General features: G+C 64.7%; 17 protein-coding genes and 1 pseudogene. 7 read left to right on the forward strand and 11 right to left on the reverse strand.

The genetic code is table 11. The annotated features are described in order from the left end of the window. Positions 1-13: 13 nt before the first annotated feature. Positions 14-667: a DUF2931 family protein gene (locus J4E58_RS23275; protein WP_087087847.1), complete on the reverse strand. Its 654-nt coding sequence runs from the start codon at positions 665-667 to the stop codon at positions 14-16. Beyond that, a pseudogene (locus tag J4E58_RS23280) lies at positions 667-1,979 on the reverse strand (phospholipase effector Tle1 domain-containing protein). The gene J4E58_RS23275 and the pseudogene J4E58_RS23280 overlap by 1 nt, the downstream one beginning before the upstream one ends. 251 nt (positions 1,980-2,230) lie before the next feature. Here J4E58_RS23280 and dctP point away from each other — a divergent pair. From dctP to J4E58_RS23310, 6 genes are all read left to right on the forward strand, one after another. Next, positions 2,231-3,220 (forward strand): C4-dicarboxylate TRAP substrate-binding protein DctP, encoded by a 990-nt coding sequence (gene dctP / locus J4E58_RS23285; RefSeq protein ID WP_007931260.1) that lies wholly within the window; start codon positions 2,231-2,233, stop codon positions 3,218-3,220. Between the two features lie 89 nt (positions 3,221-3,309). Next, positions 3,310-3,942 (forward strand): TRAP transporter small permease, encoded by a 633-nt coding sequence (locus J4E58_RS23290; protein ID WP_007931261.1) that lies wholly within the window; start codon positions 3,310-3,312, stop codon positions 3,940-3,942. Further along, the gene (gene dctM, locus J4E58_RS23295; RefSeq protein WP_007931262.1) at positions 3,942-5,225 is read left to right on the forward strand and encodes a C4-dicarboxylate TRAP transporter large permease protein DctM; all 1,284 of its coding nucleotides are present in this window, start codon (positions 3,942-3,944) and stop codon (positions 5,223-5,225) included. Before J4E58_RS23290 ends, dctM begins: the two co-directional genes overlap by 1 nt. Before the next feature lie 187 nt (positions 5,226-5,412). Beyond that, a complete protein-coding gene (locus tag J4E58_RS23300) occupies positions 5,413-6,300 on the forward strand; it encodes a LysR substrate-binding domain-containing protein (RefSeq protein ID WP_087087845.1) in 888 nt (295 codons plus the stop codon). A gap of 100 nt (positions 6,301-6,400) precedes the next feature. Next, a complete protein-coding gene (aguA, locus tag J4E58_RS23305) occupies positions 6,401-7,525 on the forward strand; it encodes an agmatine deiminase (RefSeq protein ID WP_087087842.1) in 1,125 nt (374 codons plus the stop codon). Between the two features lie 2 nt (positions 7,526-7,527). Beyond that, positions 7,528-8,625 (forward strand): extracellular solute-binding protein, encoded by a 1,098-nt coding sequence (locus tag J4E58_RS23310; protein ID WP_085531283.1) that lies wholly within the window; start codon positions 7,528-7,530, stop codon positions 8,623-8,625. Here J4E58_RS23310 and J4E58_RS23315 read toward each other — a convergent pair. From J4E58_RS23315 to J4E58_RS23330, 4 genes are all read right to left on the reverse strand, one after another. After that, positions 8,609-8,881: an Ada metal-binding domain-containing protein gene (locus tag J4E58_RS23315; protein WP_087087839.1), complete on the reverse strand. Its 273-nt coding sequence runs from the start codon at positions 8,879-8,881 to the stop codon at positions 8,609-8,611. The genes J4E58_RS23310 and J4E58_RS23315 overlap by 17 nt on opposite strands. Before the next feature lie 204 nt (positions 8,882-9,085). Beyond that, complete coding sequence (locus J4E58_RS23320) at positions 9,086-9,700, reverse strand: DNA-3-methyladenine glycosylase (protein ID WP_087087837.1); 615 nt, start codon at positions 9,698-9,700, stop codon at positions 9,086-9,088. Positions 9,701-9,787: 87 nt separating this feature from the next. After that, positions 9,788-10,522, reverse strand: a complete 735-nt coding sequence (gene arsH / locus J4E58_RS23325; protein ID WP_087087835.1) for an arsenical resistance protein ArsH — start codon at positions 10,520-10,522, stop codon at positions 9,788-9,790. Beyond that, complete coding sequence (locus J4E58_RS23330; protein ID WP_087087833.1) at positions 10,522-10,992, reverse strand: arsenate reductase ArsC; 471 nt, start codon at positions 10,990-10,992, stop codon at positions 10,522-10,524. Before J4E58_RS23330 ends, arsH begins: the two co-directional genes overlap by 1 nt. Positions 10,993-11,292: 300 nt before the next feature. On the opposite strand from J4E58_RS23330, the gene J4E58_RS23335 reads away from it, so the two are divergent. Further along, positions 11,293-12,003, forward strand: a complete 711-nt coding sequence (locus tag J4E58_RS23335) for an isoprenylcysteine carboxylmethyltransferase family protein (protein ID WP_256583201.1) — start codon at positions 11,293-11,295, stop codon at positions 12,001-12,003. A gap of 54 nt (positions 12,004-12,057) precedes the next feature. Here the strand turns inward: J4E58_RS23335 and J4E58_RS23340 are convergent, their stop codons facing one another. From J4E58_RS23340 to J4E58_RS23360, 5 genes are all read right to left on the reverse strand, one after another. Next, on the reverse strand, positions 12,058-12,393 hold the full coding sequence (locus tag J4E58_RS23340) for a hypothetical protein (protein ID WP_087087829.1): 336 nt from the start codon (positions 12,391-12,393) through the stop codon (positions 12,058-12,060). Positions 12,394-12,451: 58 nt separating this feature from the next. Next, positions 12,452-14,527 (reverse strand): hypothetical protein, encoded by a 2,076-nt coding sequence (locus J4E58_RS23345; protein ID WP_087087827.1) that lies wholly within the window; start codon positions 14,525-14,527, stop codon positions 12,452-12,454. Continuing rightward, a complete protein-coding gene (locus J4E58_RS23350) occupies positions 14,520-15,287 on the reverse strand; it encodes a DUF2182 domain-containing protein (protein ID WP_087087825.1) in 768 nt (255 codons plus the stop codon). The genes J4E58_RS23345 and J4E58_RS23350 overlap by 8 nt, the downstream gene beginning before the upstream one ends. A gap of 10 nt (positions 15,288-15,297) precedes the next feature. Continuing rightward, positions 15,298-16,782 carry a tyrosinase family protein gene (locus J4E58_RS23355; RefSeq protein WP_007931274.1) on the reverse strand — a complete coding sequence of 495 codons (1,485 nt, stop codon included), beginning with the start codon at positions 16,780-16,782 and terminating at the stop codon, positions 15,298-15,300. A 258-nt stretch (positions 16,783-17,040) separates the two neighbouring features. Next, positions 17,041-17,283: a hypothetical protein gene (locus J4E58_RS23360; RefSeq protein ID WP_259331435.1), complete on the reverse strand. Its 243-nt coding sequence runs from the start codon at positions 17,281-17,283 to the stop codon at positions 17,041-17,043. Positions 17,284-17,285: the final 2 nt, after the last annotated feature.

Here is a 17,285-nt window from a genome sequence, read left to right on the forward strand (position 1 = left end):
GCGCAGGAGCGCGTTACCAACTGCCATAGGGAATGCCGTATTGCTCTATGTAGCGCTTGGAGTTTTCGGACAGGGGGTAATAGTGTCCGTTGGACTTGCCCAGGTGGGGGCCCAGTGGCTCGATTTCACCCTGGGCGCGGGCGACTTTGACCGGGTGATGGCATTCGTCCCTGACCCAGACTTGTACGATGCCGCCAGGAGCGAGGCCCAGATAGACCGATGCCATATAGCGGGCAGTCTGGTGCGGGGTTTCCGGGCAGCGTCGATTCGTCGAGGTGGTCATGATTTTCCGGGCTTCTTCCGGGATATCTATCCATGCTCGATAAGTTTGGGGCTCCACGACCGATTGCCAGCGCACGAAAATGCGTTTGGGTAGGTCTGCGCCTACTACCGACTTACCGTTGCCTCCAACTCCACCACTCCATCCTCTGGCCCACTCTTTGTCGTAACCCATATCACCGCCCGCAGCGGAGCCGCCACCAGTACGACGGAATAGCTTTCCGTTGATATCTTCAACAGCGCTGTCTTCGACCCAGACCTCCATGTAGAACGGCTCGATGAAGCCAAGCTCCCACCAAGGATCTTTGGGGTCGTGTTTTCCGGAAAGCGGATCAACGTGGCAACCAATTAACAGCAGTGTGCCCAGCAGGGCGATGAATGCTCTCATTACCAAAGCGTCCAGTCAGGTACGTGAGGATGTTGCACACGCACGGCATCTACCGTGGGGGCGTTGATATAGAGCGCTTGAGCTGCAGGCCGGCATACACCCGTTTTCTGCGGGGGGCGAGGCGGTCCTGGAGATCCTGGGGCAACAGCATCGGCGCCGGTGTGATGATTTCCAGCCATTGTGCGGGCCAGCCCTTGGCCAGCCAGCGCGATTTTGCCTGTACCGTGTCCCGGTAAATCGAGGTCTGGGTCACCTCGGTATTAATGGGCACTTCCAGCGCCTGCATCGGACTGATCAGTACACATTCCTGAGCATCATCCAGATAACCGCCGCCGATATCCGAATGGGCGCCGGGCAAGGCGATTTCCACATGGTCGGGACTGACCCGGCTCAGGGCAAAGTTGGCCCGGTACTCGTCGCGGGCGACCAGTTGCACCACCGAGCGAAAGTAGCGGCGGTCGAGGTGCAGCTTGATACCTGAGGCAATGGCGCTGCGCACGTTGCCCAGATTGCCCAGCCCGGCAACCGACGGCACCGTATCGAACAGACCAATAAAGCCCATGTCTACGTCGTGGCCGTACTGTCGGTTGAAGCGGGGGCTGAAGGCACTGGAGTAGTCGTGGAGAATTAGCTCGAGTGGTCCGAGCCAGCGCACGACTTCATTGGCGAAATGTCGGGCTGCCGCCGCACCTCGGCTAAAGCCGAAGGCATCGAAGGTCAGAGAAGTGATTTCGCTTTCGGGATTATCTTCGTGGGCTTCACGGATACGTTCCTTGATCGCACGAAATGCTTTCTGCACGCACCCTGAGATTCCTGTGTCGCCACGCCCTGTACCCGAGGTGAGCAGGCTGTCTTTTTCACCGGCCTGTGTGCCGATGCCCTCAATATAGATTGAGCGATAGGCGCGCTTTTGCAGTTCCTCACCCTCTACTTTCCGGTTGGAATAGTACAAGTCACTCAACCGCTTAACATTGCTCACCCCATTCCCATAACTACTCTGCGGATCGCTCATATACGGCTTGCAACTGCCATCGATGTCTTTGGACTCGATGGCATGCTGGGCCCCGCAAATCTCGCCCATCGCCGAGTTGCCAGCGTTGTTGCCGGTGCCATCAAAGAACACCCCGATACGCAGCGCCACCTGGGTTTTGGCCGGCGGTGGGATGGGTTCCTTGGCATATTTCTCGTACTGCGCCCAGAGCTGTTCGCCGTAGCTGGGTTGTTCGGTCTCTGCGGCTCGTTCAGCGGGGCTTTGGTTGGGATTGGCGGGCCGTAGAAGGTTGGGTGTTGGCCCGGGTCCGTTGTTGGCCATGGGTGGTCCTGGTGCGCTCGAAGAGGGTGCTGGAGACCGTACCGGGAAGGGTGGGCAATGGATTTAGGAGAAATCTGCAACAGGCTCGGTTGCGGCTGATTCCATCGTAGGGGTATGGAACTTCAGGCGCCTATCGCCGGTAGCGCGCGGCGTTCGGCCCAGGCGAACGCAGGTATCAAAAATTCAAAATTCTCAATACGCGTGCCCTTAGGCACTCTGCGATCAACCACAACAATAAGAAGGTGAAGTCCATGTTCAAGCTCTCCCGGGCGTTGTTCTGTGCCGCCGCATTGCTGGGCGCCGGTCTTGCGCAGGCCGCCGACCCTATCGTGATCAAGTTCGCCCACGTGGTGGCGGAAAACACCCCCAAGGGCCAGGGCGCCCTGCTGTTCAAGAAGCTGGCCGAGGAGCGCCTGCCGGGCCGGGTCAAGGTCGAGGTGTATCCGAACTCCTCGCTGTTCGGCGACGGCAAGGAAATGGAGGCGCTGCTGCTGGGCGACGTGCAGTTGCTCGCGCCGTCCCTGGCCAAGTTCGAGCAGTACACCAAGAAGGTGCAGATCTACGACCTGCCATTCCTGTTCGACAACCTCGCCGCCGTCGACCGCTTCCAGCACGCCGAGGGCAAGCAGCTGCTGACCGCCATGCAGGACAAGGGCATCCTCGGCCTGGCCTATTGGCACAACGGCCTCAAGCAGCTGTCGGCCAACAAGAAGCTGGTGGAACCCAAGGACGCCCGCGGCCTGAAGTTCCGCGTGCAGGCTTCCAGCGTGCTCGAGGAACAGTTCAAGGCAGTGCGCGCCAACCCGCGCAAGATGAGCTTCGCCGAGGTCTACCAGGGCCTGCAGACCGGCGTGGTCAACGGCACCGAGAACACCTGGTCGAACTATGAAAGCCAGAAGGTCCATGAGGTGCAGAAGTACTTCACCGAGACCGACCACGGCCTGATCGACTACATGGTGATCACCAACGCCAAGTTCTGGACCGGCCTGCCGGCGGATGTGCGCGGCGAGCTGGAAAAAATCATGGCCGAGGTCTCGGTGGAAGTGAACAAGCAGGCCGAAGCCCTGAACCAGACGTCCCGGCAGAAGATCATCGACGCCAAGACCAGCGAAATCGTCGCCCTGACTCCCGAGCAGCGTAACGAGTGGCGCGAAGCCATGCGCCCGGTGTGGAAGAAGTTCGAGGGCGATATCGGCGCCGACCTGATCCAGGCCGCCGAAGCCGCCAACCAGGCGCAATAACCACCTGCATCCCGGCCGCTGCGCTCGCAGCGGCCCATCGGCAGCCGCTATCGGGCTGCACTCCACTGGCACTTTCGCGGAGAACCTCAATGCACAGGCTGAGGCGGTTCTGGGAACATTTTGAAGAGGCGTTCATCGCCTTCCTGCTGGCGGCCATGACGCTGGTGACTTTTGTCTACGTGGTGCTCAACAACCTGTACCCGCTGTTCTACGCCATCGGCGATGCCTGGGAAGGGGGCAGCGCGCTGTTCCTGGGGATCGGCGACTTCCTCATGGAACTGGCCCAGGACATGGTCTGGAGCGTGGCGCTGACCAAGATGCTGTTTGGCTGGCTGATCTTCTTCGGCATTTCCTACGGCGTGCGCACCGCCGGCCACCTGGGGGTGGACGCGCTGGTCAAGCTGGCCTCGCGCCCGGCCCAGCGCCTGCTGGCGGTCATCGCCTGCCTGTGCTGCATGGTCTACGCCGGGCTGTTCATGGTCGCCAGCTTCAAGTGGCTGATGGCGCTGATCCAGGCCGGCATCGAAGCCGAGGACCTGGACCAGTTCGGCATCCACCTGTCGCACATCGCGATGATCGTGCCCTTCGGTTTTGCCCTGGTGCTGATCCGCTACCTGGAAATCATGTGGCGCATCCTCATGCGCGGGCAGATCAACCTGGGCCTGGCCGATGAGGCGGCCGAGGCCAGCAAGCTTGCCAGTCACCACGAGGATCAGCACTGATGGCCATTCTCTGCCTGTTTCTGATGCTGTTCGTGTTCATGTTCCTTGGCGTGCCGATTGCCATTTCCCTGGGCCTGGCCGGCGCCACTTCGATCCTGCTGTTCAGCCCGGACTCCCTGAGCTCCCTGGCGATCAAGCTGTTCGAAACCTCCGAAGCCTATACCTTGCTGGCGATCCCGTTCTTCCTGCTGTCCGGGGCCTTCATGACCACCGGCGGGGTGGCGCAGCGCCTGATCGATTTCGCCAACGCCTGCGTCGGCCACATCCGTGGCGGCCTGGCGATTGCCGCGGTGCTGGCCTGCATGCTGTTCGCCGCGCTGTCCGGTTCGTCGCCGGCGACCGTGGCGGCGGTGGGTTCGATCGCCGTGGCCGGCATGGTGCGTTCCGGTTACCCACGGGAGTTCGGCGCCGGGATCATCTGCAACGCCGGGACCCTGGGCATCCTGATCCCGCCGTCGATCGTGATGGTGGTGTACTCGGCGGCCACCGAAACCTCGGTCGGCAAGCTGTTCATGGCGGGTGTGGTGCCGGGGCTGCTGCTGGGCGTGATCCTGATGGTGGTGATCTACATCGTCGCGCGGATCAAGAAGCTGCCGGCGCAACCGCGGGTGTCCTTCCGCCAATGGCTGAGCACCGCGCGCCGGGCCTTCTGGGGCCTGCTGTTGCTGGTGATCATCCTCGGCGGCATCTACAGCGGCCTGTTCACCCCGACCGAGGCGGCGGCGGTGGCGGCGGTGTATTCGGCCTTCGTCGCGCTGTTCGTCTACAAGGACATGCGCCTGCGCGACTGCCCGAAAGTGCTGGTGGAGTCGGGCCGGCTGTCGATCATGCTGATGTTCATCATCGCCAACGCCATGCTCTTCGCCCATGTGCTGACCACCGAGCAGATCCCGCAGCAGATCACCACCTTCGTCATGGACGCCGGGCTGTCGCCCATCGGCTTCCTGCTGATGGTCAACGTGGTGCTGCTGGTGGCGGGCAGTTTCATGGAGCCTTCGGCCATCGTGCTGATCCTGGCGCCGATCTTTTTCCCGATCGCCATGAAGCTGGGCATCGACCCGATCCACCTGGGGATTGTCATGGTGGTCAACATGGAGATCGGCCTGGTGCATCCGCCGGTGGGCCTGAACCTGTTCGTCACCTCGGCGGTGACCGGCCTGACACTCGGCCAGACCATCCGCGCGGCCTTGCCGTGGCTGATGATCCTGCTGGCGTTCCTGATCCTGGTGACCTACGTGCCGTTCATTTCCCTGGCGTTGCCGAACTGGTTGGGGATGAACTGACGCAACGCCTTTACTTGCAGGAGAGGCGGTTTGCACGATCCTTGCCGGCGCCAGCTTGCTGGCGATGGGGCCTTGAGAGTTGCAGCGCTCTTGCGGGCTTATCGCAGGCAAGCCTCGCTCCTACGGGGCGCTGGACGCTGGCGCTGCGTCGCGGCAGCATGGACGCCTTCATTTCGGGGGCTTGGATATGCGACGTCTGCCTTCCCTGGCGGCATTACGGACTTTCGAATGCGCGGCGCGGCATGCGCATTTTGGTCGGGCGGCGGCCGAGCTGTGTGTCACCGACAGCGCGGTGAGCCATCAGATCCGCCAGCTCGAAGAGCAACTCGGGGTGTCGTTGTTCGTCCGCGAGGGCCGGCAGATTCGCCCGACCCTGGCGGCCGGGCGGCTGATGCAGAGCCTGCAGCAGGCTTTCGAGCTGATCGGCGAAGCCTGCGACGAGCTGCGCGATCCGTCTTCCCTGGCGGTGCTGCGCCTGGCGGTGACCGCCGAACTGGCGCAGAAATGGCTGATGAGCCGACTGGCGGACTTTTCCGCGCGTTACCCGCATATCACCCTGCATCTCTATGAACAGCCGATCGACGCCAGTGTGCCGGGCGAGGACATCGACCTGGCGATCACCTACGGCAGCGGCCCGCAGGACAGCAGCGCCTACTTCGTGCGGCCGTTGCCGAGCCTGCAGTTCTTCCCCGTGTGCAGCCCCGGGCTGTTCAACCAGGGCACCCTGAAAAGCCCGCGGGACCTGGCCCGCCATTGCCTGTTGCACGACGATCAGGACGGCAAGACCTGGACCGCCTGGCTGACCAGCCATGCCGGCGATTTGCGCCCGGCGCGCCAGTTGTATTTCGCCCATGCCGGGCTGGCGCTGGAAGCGGCGGCGCAAGGGCAGGGCGTGGCCATGGGCGATAACCTGACGGCCCAGGAAGACCTGCTCAATGGCCGTCTGATCCGGCCCTTCAACGCCGCCAGCATGACCGCCCTGGGGCAGTACGCCCTGGTGTGCGAGCGGGTGCGCCTGGAGCGCCCGGCGCTGATGCAGTTGCTGGACTGGTTCAGCGATCAGTTGAGCGATTGATGAGTTGAATTCAACTGTCGCGCAATATTCATCGTTGGTGCCTTGACCCGGCGCGGCGCTAGTTTGGTGGCCATTCCCTAGCGCTGACGAGGTTTGCCCCATGGCCCGATTGCTCGACACCACTCCCAAACACGATGGTTTCCGCCTGCCCGGCGAATTCGAAACCAAGGCCGGTTGCTGGCTCGGCTGGCCGGAGCGCACCGACGTCTGGCGCAACGGCGCCAAGCCGGCGCAGAAGGTCTGGGTGCAGATTGTCACCGCGATTGCCCAGAGCGAACCGGTCACCGTCTGTGCTTCTGCCGCCCAGTTCGCCAATGCCCGCCGGCTGTTGCCGCCGCAGGTGCGGGTGGTGGAAATGACCTGCAACGACACTTGGTTCCGCGACAGCGGGCCGTGCTTCGTGGTCAACGAGCAGAGCGGCGAAGTGCGCGGCGTCGACTTCGAGTTCAACGCCTACGGCGGCCTCGACGGCGGCCTGTATTACCCCTGGGACAAGGACGACCAGATCGCCAGCAAGATCCTCGAGATCGAGAATGTCGACCGTTATCGTGCGCCGCTGATCGCCGAGCTGGGCGGCATCCAGAGCGATGGCCAGGGCAGCATCCTCACCACCGAGCAGTGCCTGCTCAACCGTAATCGCAACCAGCACCTGGGCAAGGCCGAGGTCACCCGACGGCTCACCGACTACCTGGGCGCGGAGCAGGTGATCTGGCTACCGCGCGGCTGCAAGTTCGACGAGACCGACGGCCATGTCGACGATCTGGCGTGCTTCGTGCGCCCCGGCGAAGTGGTGCTGCAATGGACCGACAACCGCGCCGACCCGCAGTGGGAAATCTACCAGGAGGCCTACGACATCCTGCGCAGCACCCGCGACAGCCGTGGCCGCGAGCTGGTGGTGCACAAGCTGCCTCAGCCGGACGTGCTGGAATGGACCGCCGCCGAAGCCGAAGGCCTGGACCAGCTGGACAGCACCCATGCGCGCCAGGCCGGCACGCGGATCTGTGCCTCGTACATCAACTACTACGCCGGCAACAGCGCAATCGTGGTGCCGCTGTTCGGCGACCGTAACGACAAAACGGCGTTGGCCACCCTGGCCGAACTCTTCCCCCGGCACCGCATCGTCGGCATCGACAATTCGCGGGAAATTCTCCTCGGCGGCGGCAACGTCGCCTGCATCACCATGCCGCAATACGCGGCTCCCCGGCGCACCGGCGAAGAGGGCTGAACATGAACCTGCACAGGCTGGGCGGCGCATTGCTGCTGGTGCTGGCGCCGTTGTGCGCCCAGGCGGCCGACGAGGCCGAACCCACGGTCAATCTGTATATCTGGGGCGAGTACCTGGCCCCGGACACCCTGGACAACTTCGAGCGCCAGACCGGCATCCGCGTGGTGGTCGATCACTTCGATTCCCTGGAGACCGTGGAGACCAAGCTGCTCACCGGGCGCAGCGGCTACGACCTGGTGCTGACCGCCGGCCAGCACCTGTCCCGGGCCATCGCCAGCGGCGCGCTCCAGCCACTGGACAAGCAGCGCTTGCCGCACCTGGCCGGGGTCGGCGAGGAGTTCCGCCAGCATATGGCGGTGTTCGACCCGGGCAACCGTTATGCCGGGATCTATGCCTGGGGCACCACCGGTGTCGGTTATCAGGAGCAGGCGGTCAGCCAGCGCCTGGCGCAGGCGCCGCGGGACAGCTGGGCGATGCTGTTCGATCCGGCGGTGGTGGCGAAATTCGCCGACTGCGGGGTCAGCCTGCTCAACGATCCCAACGAGGTGTTCGCCGCGGTGATGAAGTACCTGGGCCTGGACATCAACCGGCAGAACCTCGACGACCTGAAACTCGCCGAGCAGCAACTGGCGAAGATCCGGCCCTATATCCGCTACTTCGACAACGACCTGAACATCAGCGACCTGGCCAACGGCAACACCTGCGTGGCCATGTCGTGGAACGGCAACGTGGCGATCGCCGCCGGGCAGGCCGAGGCGGCGCACAAGCCCTTCACCTTGCGCTATCGCATCCCCAGGGAGGGCACGCTGATCTGGTTCGACGCCATGGTCATCCCCAAGGACGCACCGCACCCCGAGGCCGGGCTGGCGTTGATGGATTACCTGATGACCCCGCAGGTGATCGCGCCGATCACCGACACCATCCATTACGCCAACGCCATCAGCGCGGCGGATGCCCTGGTCGATCCGGCGATCCGCAACGACCCAGGCACCTACCCGACCCCCGAGGTGCGGGCCTCGCTGTACAGCAAGAACGACAACGGCAAGGCCTTCAACCGCGCGTTGATCCGTGCCTTCAGCCGTCTCAAGTCGGGGCTGTGAGCGCGTGCCAGGCGGCGTAGGCTTGCGCCAGGCAGCGGGCGCAGGGTCGATAACCGGCGCTGCGGGCGCTGGCCTCGTCGGCAAAGAACACCCGCTGGCGGACATAACCGCCGCGGGCGATGGCGCGCAGGGCGGCCGGGCAATCCAGCCGCCCATAGATCCGACTGCCACGGTGGCCGCCGAGGGTGCCCGGTTGTTCGCTGAGAAAGGTATTGCCCCGGGCATCGAGCAAAACCCAGCTTTTTTCGGTGTTCATCCGTCTCTCCTGCATCCGTCCCTCCTGTAGCCGCTGCGGAGCTTGCGAGGCTGCGATCGACCGCGTAGCGGTCGCCAGACCAGCGCCAACTGCATCGCCAGGTTTACGGGGCTGCACCCCGATCGCAGCCTCGCGGGCTCGGCAGCGGCTACAGGTGTTGGCATCCCGCTGTACCTACCTGCGCCTGCGCGATGAACACACCCGTCAGCGCGCCGGCACCCGCCACAGATACCAGGCCGCCACCGTGCGATGCGGGCGCAAGGACAGGCCGATCTCGATCATCTGCCTGCGGGTCGGCTGCTGTTCCAGGCCCTTCAGGCGACGGTAGCCTTCGCGCACGCCGAAATCGTCGGCGGGCAGGATGTCCAGGCGTTCCAGGCTGTAGATCATCAGCATCTCCACGGTCCAGCGACCGATGCCGCGCAGGCGGGTCAAGCGCTCGATCAGCGCCTCGTCGTCCATGGCCCGGGCCGCCTGGTAATCCGGCACCACACCGCTCAGGGTCGCCTCGGCGATGCCTCGGATAGTGGCGATCTTGCCGGCGGAAAAACCACAGGCGCGCAATGCCTCGAAATCGGTGGCGAGGATCTGCTCGGGGGAGGGGAAGGTTTGCCCATACAACCCCAGGAAGCGTCCGAGAATCGCATCGCCGGCGCGAGCATGCAGTTGCTGATAGGCAATCGCCCGCACCAGCGCCTCGCAGGGTTCGCGGGCCGGCTTGGCCTGGTGCAGGCAAGGGCCGACCGCCTCGACGTGACGAGCCCAGTCGGGGTCGAGCCCGGCCAGAAAGGCGCGGGCCTCAAGAAACGGATCGGGCATGGAGAGTCCTGGATCAAGGGCGTTGCCAGAGATTAACCAGCAATGCCTGGCGCTGCACTCGGTCTCTTGCGCTGGAATTCCGTGAATCTAGATCGAACGCTGATTGACCCGGCTGGACAGCGCCGCGGCGCTTTCCTTGCGTTCCGAGTAGCGGTCCACCAGCAGGTTGGCGCGGCCGCGCAGGAGCAGGGTGAACTTCATCAGTTCCTCCATCACATCCACCACCCGGTCGTAGAAGGGCGAGGCCTTCATGCGGTCGTTATCATCGAATTCGAGAAAGGCCTTGGGCACCGAGGACTGGTTGGGGATGGTGAACATGCGCATCCAGCGGCCCAGTACGCGCAGCTGGTTGACCGTGTTGAACGACTGCGAGCCGCCGCAGACCTGCATCACCGCCAGGGTCTTGCCCTGGGTCGGGCGTACCGCGCCGAGGGTCAGGGGGATCCAGTCGATCTGCGCCTTGAACACCGCCGACATCGCGCCGTGGCGTTCCGGGGAGCACCAGACCTGGCCCTCGGACCACAGCACCCGTTCGCGCAGTTCCTGGACCTTGGGGTGGTCCACCGGCGCATCGTCCGGCAGGGGCAGGCCACTGGGGTCGAAGATGTAGGTTTCGGCGCCGAGGAACTCGAGAATGCGCGCCGCTTCCCGGGTCAGCAGGCGGCTGAACGAGCGCTCGCGGGTGGAGCCGTAGAGCAGCAGGATGCGCGGTTTGTGCGCGGCTGTTGCCGGGGTTTCCAGATGCTCCGGCGCCAAGGCTTGCAGCAGTTCAAGGTCAAGGGCAGACAGCTGTTCTTCGCTGGGCTTGCGGTCGTCGCTCATCACAGCGCTCCGATGCGGTCGAGGTCATTTTTCAGCTCGGCGGGTGAAAGGTGGTCGAGGTCCAGGGCGAAGAAGGCGGCGAAACGCTGGCGGATTTTCTCCACGGTCTGCTCGAAGGCGGCCTGGATTGCCTGCTCATCGCCCTGGACCTCGGAAGGGTCCTCCAGCCCCCAGTGGCTTTTCAGCGCCGGACCGAAATACACCGGGCAGGGCTCGCCACCGGCCTTGTCACAGACGGTGATGACGATGTCGGGCGGGCTGTCGGCGAAGACCTCCGAACCTTTGCTGTACAGGCCGGCGGTGCTGACACCGGCTTGTTCCAGGGTGGCCAGGGCGCGGGCGTTGAGCGTGCCGCCGGGGAAGCTGCCCGAACTCACCGCCTGATGAGCGGCCGGCGCCAGATGGTTGAACAGGGCTTCGCAAAGAACGCTGCGGCAGCTGTTGGCGGTGCACATGAAGAGGATTTTCATCGGGGTTTCCGGGCAGAGGGGGGAGCCATGACGTTAAACAGTCATTGGCTTGAATATATGGTTATTCGAATATACGGATGTGAAAGCGAGTTGCCAAGCTGCCGATAGGGGGGAGCGACCGAGCGCAGTTGCGCGTCTCGGTGCCGGAGGGGGCAGGGGGGCTGCGCCTGTGTTCTATGCTTCGGGTTCGGCGCAGGCCGAAGATGCCCGGCTCATCCAGGACGCTCGCCGGGCTTGGCTGCATCCAATGCCGATCTCTTGAAGCGCGATACCGTCGCCTCTCGCCAACGGGAGAAACGTATGCAAAACCCTTCCACACCTCGGGATCCGGACCCGATGTCGCGCCGCACGGCCATCGCCTATGGGATCGGCCTGCCGCTGGCGCTGCTGGGATTGATTTTCCTGCCGGCCGGCACGCTCGCCTGGTGGCCCGGCTGGATCTTCCTCGCCGTCATGACCCTGGGCTTTGGCGTTTCGGCCCTGGTGCTCGCCCGGGTCAATCCGGTGATCTACCGCGCGCGCAGCCGGGTCCAGGCGGGCACCCAAAGCTGGGACAAAAAACTGCTGGCGCTCATCCTGCCGGCGATGGCGGCCGTGCTGCCGGTCGCCGCACTCGATGCCGGGCGGCTGCATGGCTCGGCTGTGCCGGCCTGGGTGGTGCTGGCGGGGTATCTCGCGGTGCTGGCGGGTATCGCGGTGACCGGCTGGGCGCAGGCGGTGAACCCATTCTTCGAGCCGGGCGTGCGCATCCAGTCCGAGCGGCACCAGCGGGTCATCGATAGCGGGCCCTACCGTTTCGTGCGGCATCCCGGATATCTCGCCGCGCTGGGCCTGTTCTTCGGCATGGCGCTGGCGCTGGGGTCGTTCTGGGCGCTGGTTCCCGCGGCGCTGGCTGCGGCGCTGCTGGTCCTGCGCACGTTATGGGAGGACCAGCTGTTGCAGGCCGAGTTGCCCGGTTATGCCGACTATTGCCAGCGGGTGCGCTGGCGCTTGGTTCCCGGCCTCTGGTGAGCCTCGGGAGCGATTACGCCCGGACGAAATGGCGCTAGCGCAAAAGCCGCTTTGCTACAGCAGCTGGTCGATCAGCACAGCGTTGCTGTAGATCAGGCTGCCATCGCTGGCTCGGTGCCCCACCAGATGGAACTGGCCGCGACCGTGCTGCAAATAGACGCGCATCCGGCAGTCGGACAGGGGGCTGTACCCCTCGGGCATGATCAGCTCCATGGTGTCCATGTCGACGTCGACCATGGCCTCCTGTTCATGGGTTTTCTGCAGGCGTTCCTCGGCTTCTTCCAGGCGCAGGTGCAGGGGACCATCGACGTAGAAATGGATCTCTCCCAGCGGCGTGGATTTTTGCCCATCGCCGGCCTTGCACCAGCCTTCGATTGTCAGGGCGCTCATGACGAGACCTCCAGTGTGAATGACAGGGCTTTGTGGCGCGGCCCCATTCTCAATGCCATCACTGTTCAGACCGTTGTGAGGGGCGGTTCGTTTCCTTGGCGGGTACCTGGCGGGCTACCGCGGGTCGCGTCAGGTCTTCCCGGGCCGATGATCGCAGGTGCCAGGCTTTTGCCAGCTTGCGCGCCACCTTGCCCGGCAGCACCGTGGATCCGCTGTGCCGCACCAATCTGGCATGCTCGGCCAGCCCTTCGACCAGTGCGGCCCATTCCGGCCGCGGGTCGTTGACATAGTCCCAGCCCAGCCCCAGCCAGGGGCAACGCCCGCCGATCCAGGCCTGCACCGCGGGTGTCGCGCGCCGGACATAATCAGGGGCCTTGGCCGCCTTGGGTCGCAGCGCGCGCGCCTTGACGGCCGGTATCTGCAAGCGTGGGGGGCCGTCTGCCTCCTGGGTCACCCGCATGGCCCCGAGCAAGGCAATGTCGAAAGGCACCGGCTGGCCCTGGGCGGCATAAAAATACGCCAGGCGCCGGATGCTGTCGTAGTCGGCCACGGCGCGGTACAGGTAGGCGCAGATCACACCCAGCATGGGGTCGGCATGCTTTTTATGGCACACGCCAGCGGCGAACTGGTCGATGTCTTCGGCCTGTAGCCGGCCAGCGGCGAAATCGTCGATCGCGCCGAGCATCGCCAGGTATCTGTCGGGGGCCTTGGGCATGCCATAGGCCTGGAAAATATCGCCGAGGGGGCTGGGCATCACCACGGCGTACTGACCCGCATAAGGCACCACCGGCGTGAAGGTGCCATCGGCCAGCGCCACCAGGACCGGCATCCCCTGGGGATCGCTGGTGGCGCGGAACGTTTCGAACAGTGAGGTGCTGTCCAGTCGCTCGATCGGAGCCCGGGACAGGAGCTTCGCGCCCTCGCCGTAGACGATCAGGTTGGCCTCGCCGGGGTCGCCGATCTGCTTCATCCGGCGGCGAACCTCGGTGGCCGCGGACTTGCGCATATCGGCGGCGGCATCCGCTTCCAGGCGCTGGACCAGCGCCTTGACCTTCTGTTTCTTCTCGGGAAAACGCGGGCTCTGCTGGCGGAGCACCACCAGATCCTGCAGCAGCTCCTTGCTGGAGTCGGGAATGCTGATCATCTGGTCGGCGGGAACCGCCAGGTCATGCTGCTTGAGCCCGAAATCGGCGCCGAGCATGCGCTCGCGAAAGGCCGCGTCGCTGTGTACCCGCTCCAGATTGTGCTCGGCGGAATCCGTCGGGCCGGCGGCCGGGCCCATGGTGGCGGCGTTGCCCGCGGCCGGCCAGGGCTGCAACCCGGCGGGGCCCGGCAACGGCTGGGCGGTGTTGTAGAGCACGGCCGGTTCCGGATCGACCAGGCATTGCGGGTTGAGCTTGAGGCGATACTCTTTCGCCCGCTCGGTGGTGCGCGAGCGCACGCACATGCCGAGGGTCGCGGTGGTGATCAGGCCATTGCTGATGGCGGTCGGCTCGATGCCCCACAGCGCATCGGCGATCACCCCGGAGAACACGCATTTGCCCGGAGCGCCGGACATCGGTTCGGACACCATGTAACCCAGCTGCCCGTCCTGGCAGGCGGCCAGGCGATCGAACTTGGGGTTTTCCACTTGCGTGCCTTGCACGACGATTCCGCGCACCGGATCCAGTCGCGTCAGGTCGAGATTCTTCGGCGCCTCGCGGCAGGCATCGGTAATCAGGGTGATGCGCTGCACGCCGTGCAGCAGCAGCTCGGTGTAGAACGAGTCGGCCAGGACGCGGTACTTCTGGCGCAGCGAATCGCTGAACAGCCAGGAGATCGAGCCGATATTCGCGTCGGTCAGGCCGTGGCCGCAAAACGCCAGGATCAATTGCTCGACCACTTCGGCGCCCGAGGGAAACAGCTCATCCACCGCTTGTTGCACCCGTTCGCGGGTGACCGGATTGCCCTGGCCGTCTATCGGGCCGTCGTCGACAATCCTGACGTTGTCGGCGCCGAAGCCCGAGCGCAGCGCCCAGTCGCCGATCGAACGGGCGGCGAGCACGGCGCCGTCCAGGTAGGCGAAGCGCAGTGTCTGGTTTGGCAACGGCGTCAGCGTGCTCACGCCGATCGCCAGGCAGGTCCGTCTAGTCATGGGAGTGCGCCACCTTGCGCGTAATAAGGAGCCAGAGATCGAGTCGAGGGAGAATCGCTGGCCAGTGCCAGCGCGGCCGATCGCCCGGTGCCAGGCGTTCGACCAGCATGATCGCCCCGGCCACCAGCATCAGCGGAATGTGCCAGGCCCCGCCCAGCAGCGGCACCAGCATCCAGGCCCAGCATGAGGCGATACACAAGGCCCCGTGGCTTGCGCCGAAGACCAGGCAATCGCGGTCGGCGGCCCAGCCGAAGAGGCCGATCCGGCGCAGGCGGTGGCCACGGTTGAGCGCCGCGCGTTGCCACGGGCTGGCACTCCACAACAGGGCAACCAGCAGCGCCGTGGCCAGCGCCGCGTCGGCGACACTCAGTTGCAGCAACAAGGCGAGCACCATCAGCAGCGGACCGGCGGCCAGCCATAAGGCGCTGTAGCCCAGCAAGAAGCCGAGCGTCGCGCGAATGCGCCGGCGCGGCAGGCTGGAGCGCCAGACATGCATGAGTGGCATTGCCAGCAGCGGCGGCATCATCGCCAGCAGCATCAGCGCCCAGTCGGCCAGCATGCGCTGCGCCGGGTTCAGGGCCAGCTCGGCCTCCAGCACGGCGGGCCAACTGGCAACGATGGACAGCGCGGAACCGCAGAAGGCGGGCAGGGTGCTGTGCCCGGCGGTGTAGAGACACAGGGCCAGGCCCAGCCCGGCCGTCGCGAACAGCAACGGCCAGGGCGCCCGGGTGAAGCTGAGCAAGACCGGTCCGGGTTGCATGAGGCGTTACTCAGCTGACGATACCACTGCGCTTGAGCACGCTGATCCGCTCCACGGTCACCGGTTTATCCGCCGATACCTGCTCGCCTGGGACCAGGGTCACCCGCAGATAGTCGGGATCGAAATCGCCGGCATCGGTCAGCCGCTGGGCCAGGTCGGTGATGTCGATCGTATAGCCGAGCCCGTGGCCGCCATGGCCACCGTCTGGCCGCGAGGCGACGTTCAGCCCGAACAGCGTCAGGCTGCCGGCATGGCACTCGGGATGCTGCTGCGGGTCGCTGTCTTTCGGCAGGTTGATGTACACCGCAAGCTGCGGCGAGGGCGCGGAGCCGCGCACCGATTCCAGCGCCAGGTAGAGCCGGGTCACCGGCTGGCCCAGGTCCGTCGCGCCCATCGCGGCGATGCCGGTGCTGGTGGCCTGGCGGTCGAGGTCGACCTGGGTGCGTACCGGCGCGCCGCCGACCGTGACCACCGAACGGTTGGCACCGATCGGTTCGATGTTCTGTTGTTCCGGCGCACCCATCTTGACCCGTGTCACGGCCTCTACTCCTGGTTTCACGCCCGTGCCGATGCTCAAGTCGGCATAGCGCGGATGCAATTTGCCATCCTTCAATGTGTCGCGGCCGGTGAATTTCATGCCAGGGTCACTGCCACCGACCGTCGGCATGATGAAACGGCGGTCGGCCGGACCGTCGAGCCAGCGCGGATCGCGGACCATGGTCTTGCCCGGGGTGTTCATCCAGGCCTCCCAGAGCCGGTCGACGTTGCAATGGTGCAACCAGAAGATCGGGTCCAGGGCGGCGAGGTACGGGTCGGCCATGAAGCCTTCGCCCCCGCCGATCAGGCGATGCACGGTGTTGTGCGGGTTGTTCTCCAGGTCGCCGGTCCAGCGGGCGAACTGGGCGAAATTGCCGGTGACCCCGCCGCCGAAGCCGATGCTGCCGTCATTGCCGACCTGGAAATCGTTCTCCTGCATCGCTGCCAGGCTGAAGGCATCGAGGGAGTTCGGCCGCAGCGTGGTAAAGCCCTGCCGGCGAGGGTATTTCTTCAGCGGGTTGGGGCTGCCGTCAGGCAGGGTGTCCGCCAGGAATGCCTCCGGGGCCCGCCGCGCATCCGGGTTTTTGCTATTGAGGTAGTTCCAGTACGGCAGCGCCCAGTCGTCGCCCGTCAGTTCCTTGACCTTGGCCGCGACAATCGCCTCGAAGGCCGCCAGGTAACCGCGGTGCCAGGACAGGAAGTACCAGCTGCCGTGCTGGCACTGGCTGCCGTAGGTAAAGTTGGTCAGGTCCTTGGGAACCGGATCGGAATCGCCCAGGACATTCACCTCGACCCACAACTGCCGATCGAAGCCGTGGATGGCGCCGAGGAACTTCCAGCTGTTGCGGTTGGTGATCGGTAGTTTGTCCAGCTCGCGCATGGCCAGCGCGTAGTTGAGCAAGACCTTGTTGTTCCATCCGGAGCCGAGTGTTGCCACATCCTGTCGGATCGTGTTCATGAATGCACCTTCCTTGCAGCATCAGGCCAGGTGACGCGTATGGCGCCACACCTCTCGCAATCCTTTGCCGCTGGCGACTTCATGTTCACGGCGGAACTGCGCTCATGAGGCTCGCAGTGCCGGTGCGTGCCTCGTCGAAAATGAGTATAGAGGCCTGGCAAAAACGCCATGGCCGATTCCCATTATCCCGATGAACGACACGGGTTCCGGTGGCTTGGGCGGACGGACGGGGGATTGGCGTGGGTGTAATGAAGGTGGTCACAACGCCTGCAGCAGGCGCTGCAACTGCTGGTGTTCCCAGATGCTCAGCAGCTTGACCGGGTCGGTGCCGTAGCGCTGCCAGGCGTCGAGCGTTTCGACCCGGCCATCCGGCGAGCGGCATTGCTCGCAGTGGCTCAGGGTCTGGCCATGGTTGACCAGGGTCAGGGTCCAGCCTTCGATGTCGAGCCACACCTGCCAGCTATCGTCCGCCGCTAATACGCGCTGGCTCGATGGGCCCAGGG

This window comes from Pseudomonas sp. FW305-25 (assembly GCF_017351415.1).
Taxonomy (GTDB): domain Bacteria; phylum Pseudomonadota; class Gammaproteobacteria; order Pseudomonadales; family Pseudomonadaceae; genus Aquipseudomonas; species Aquipseudomonas chlororaphis.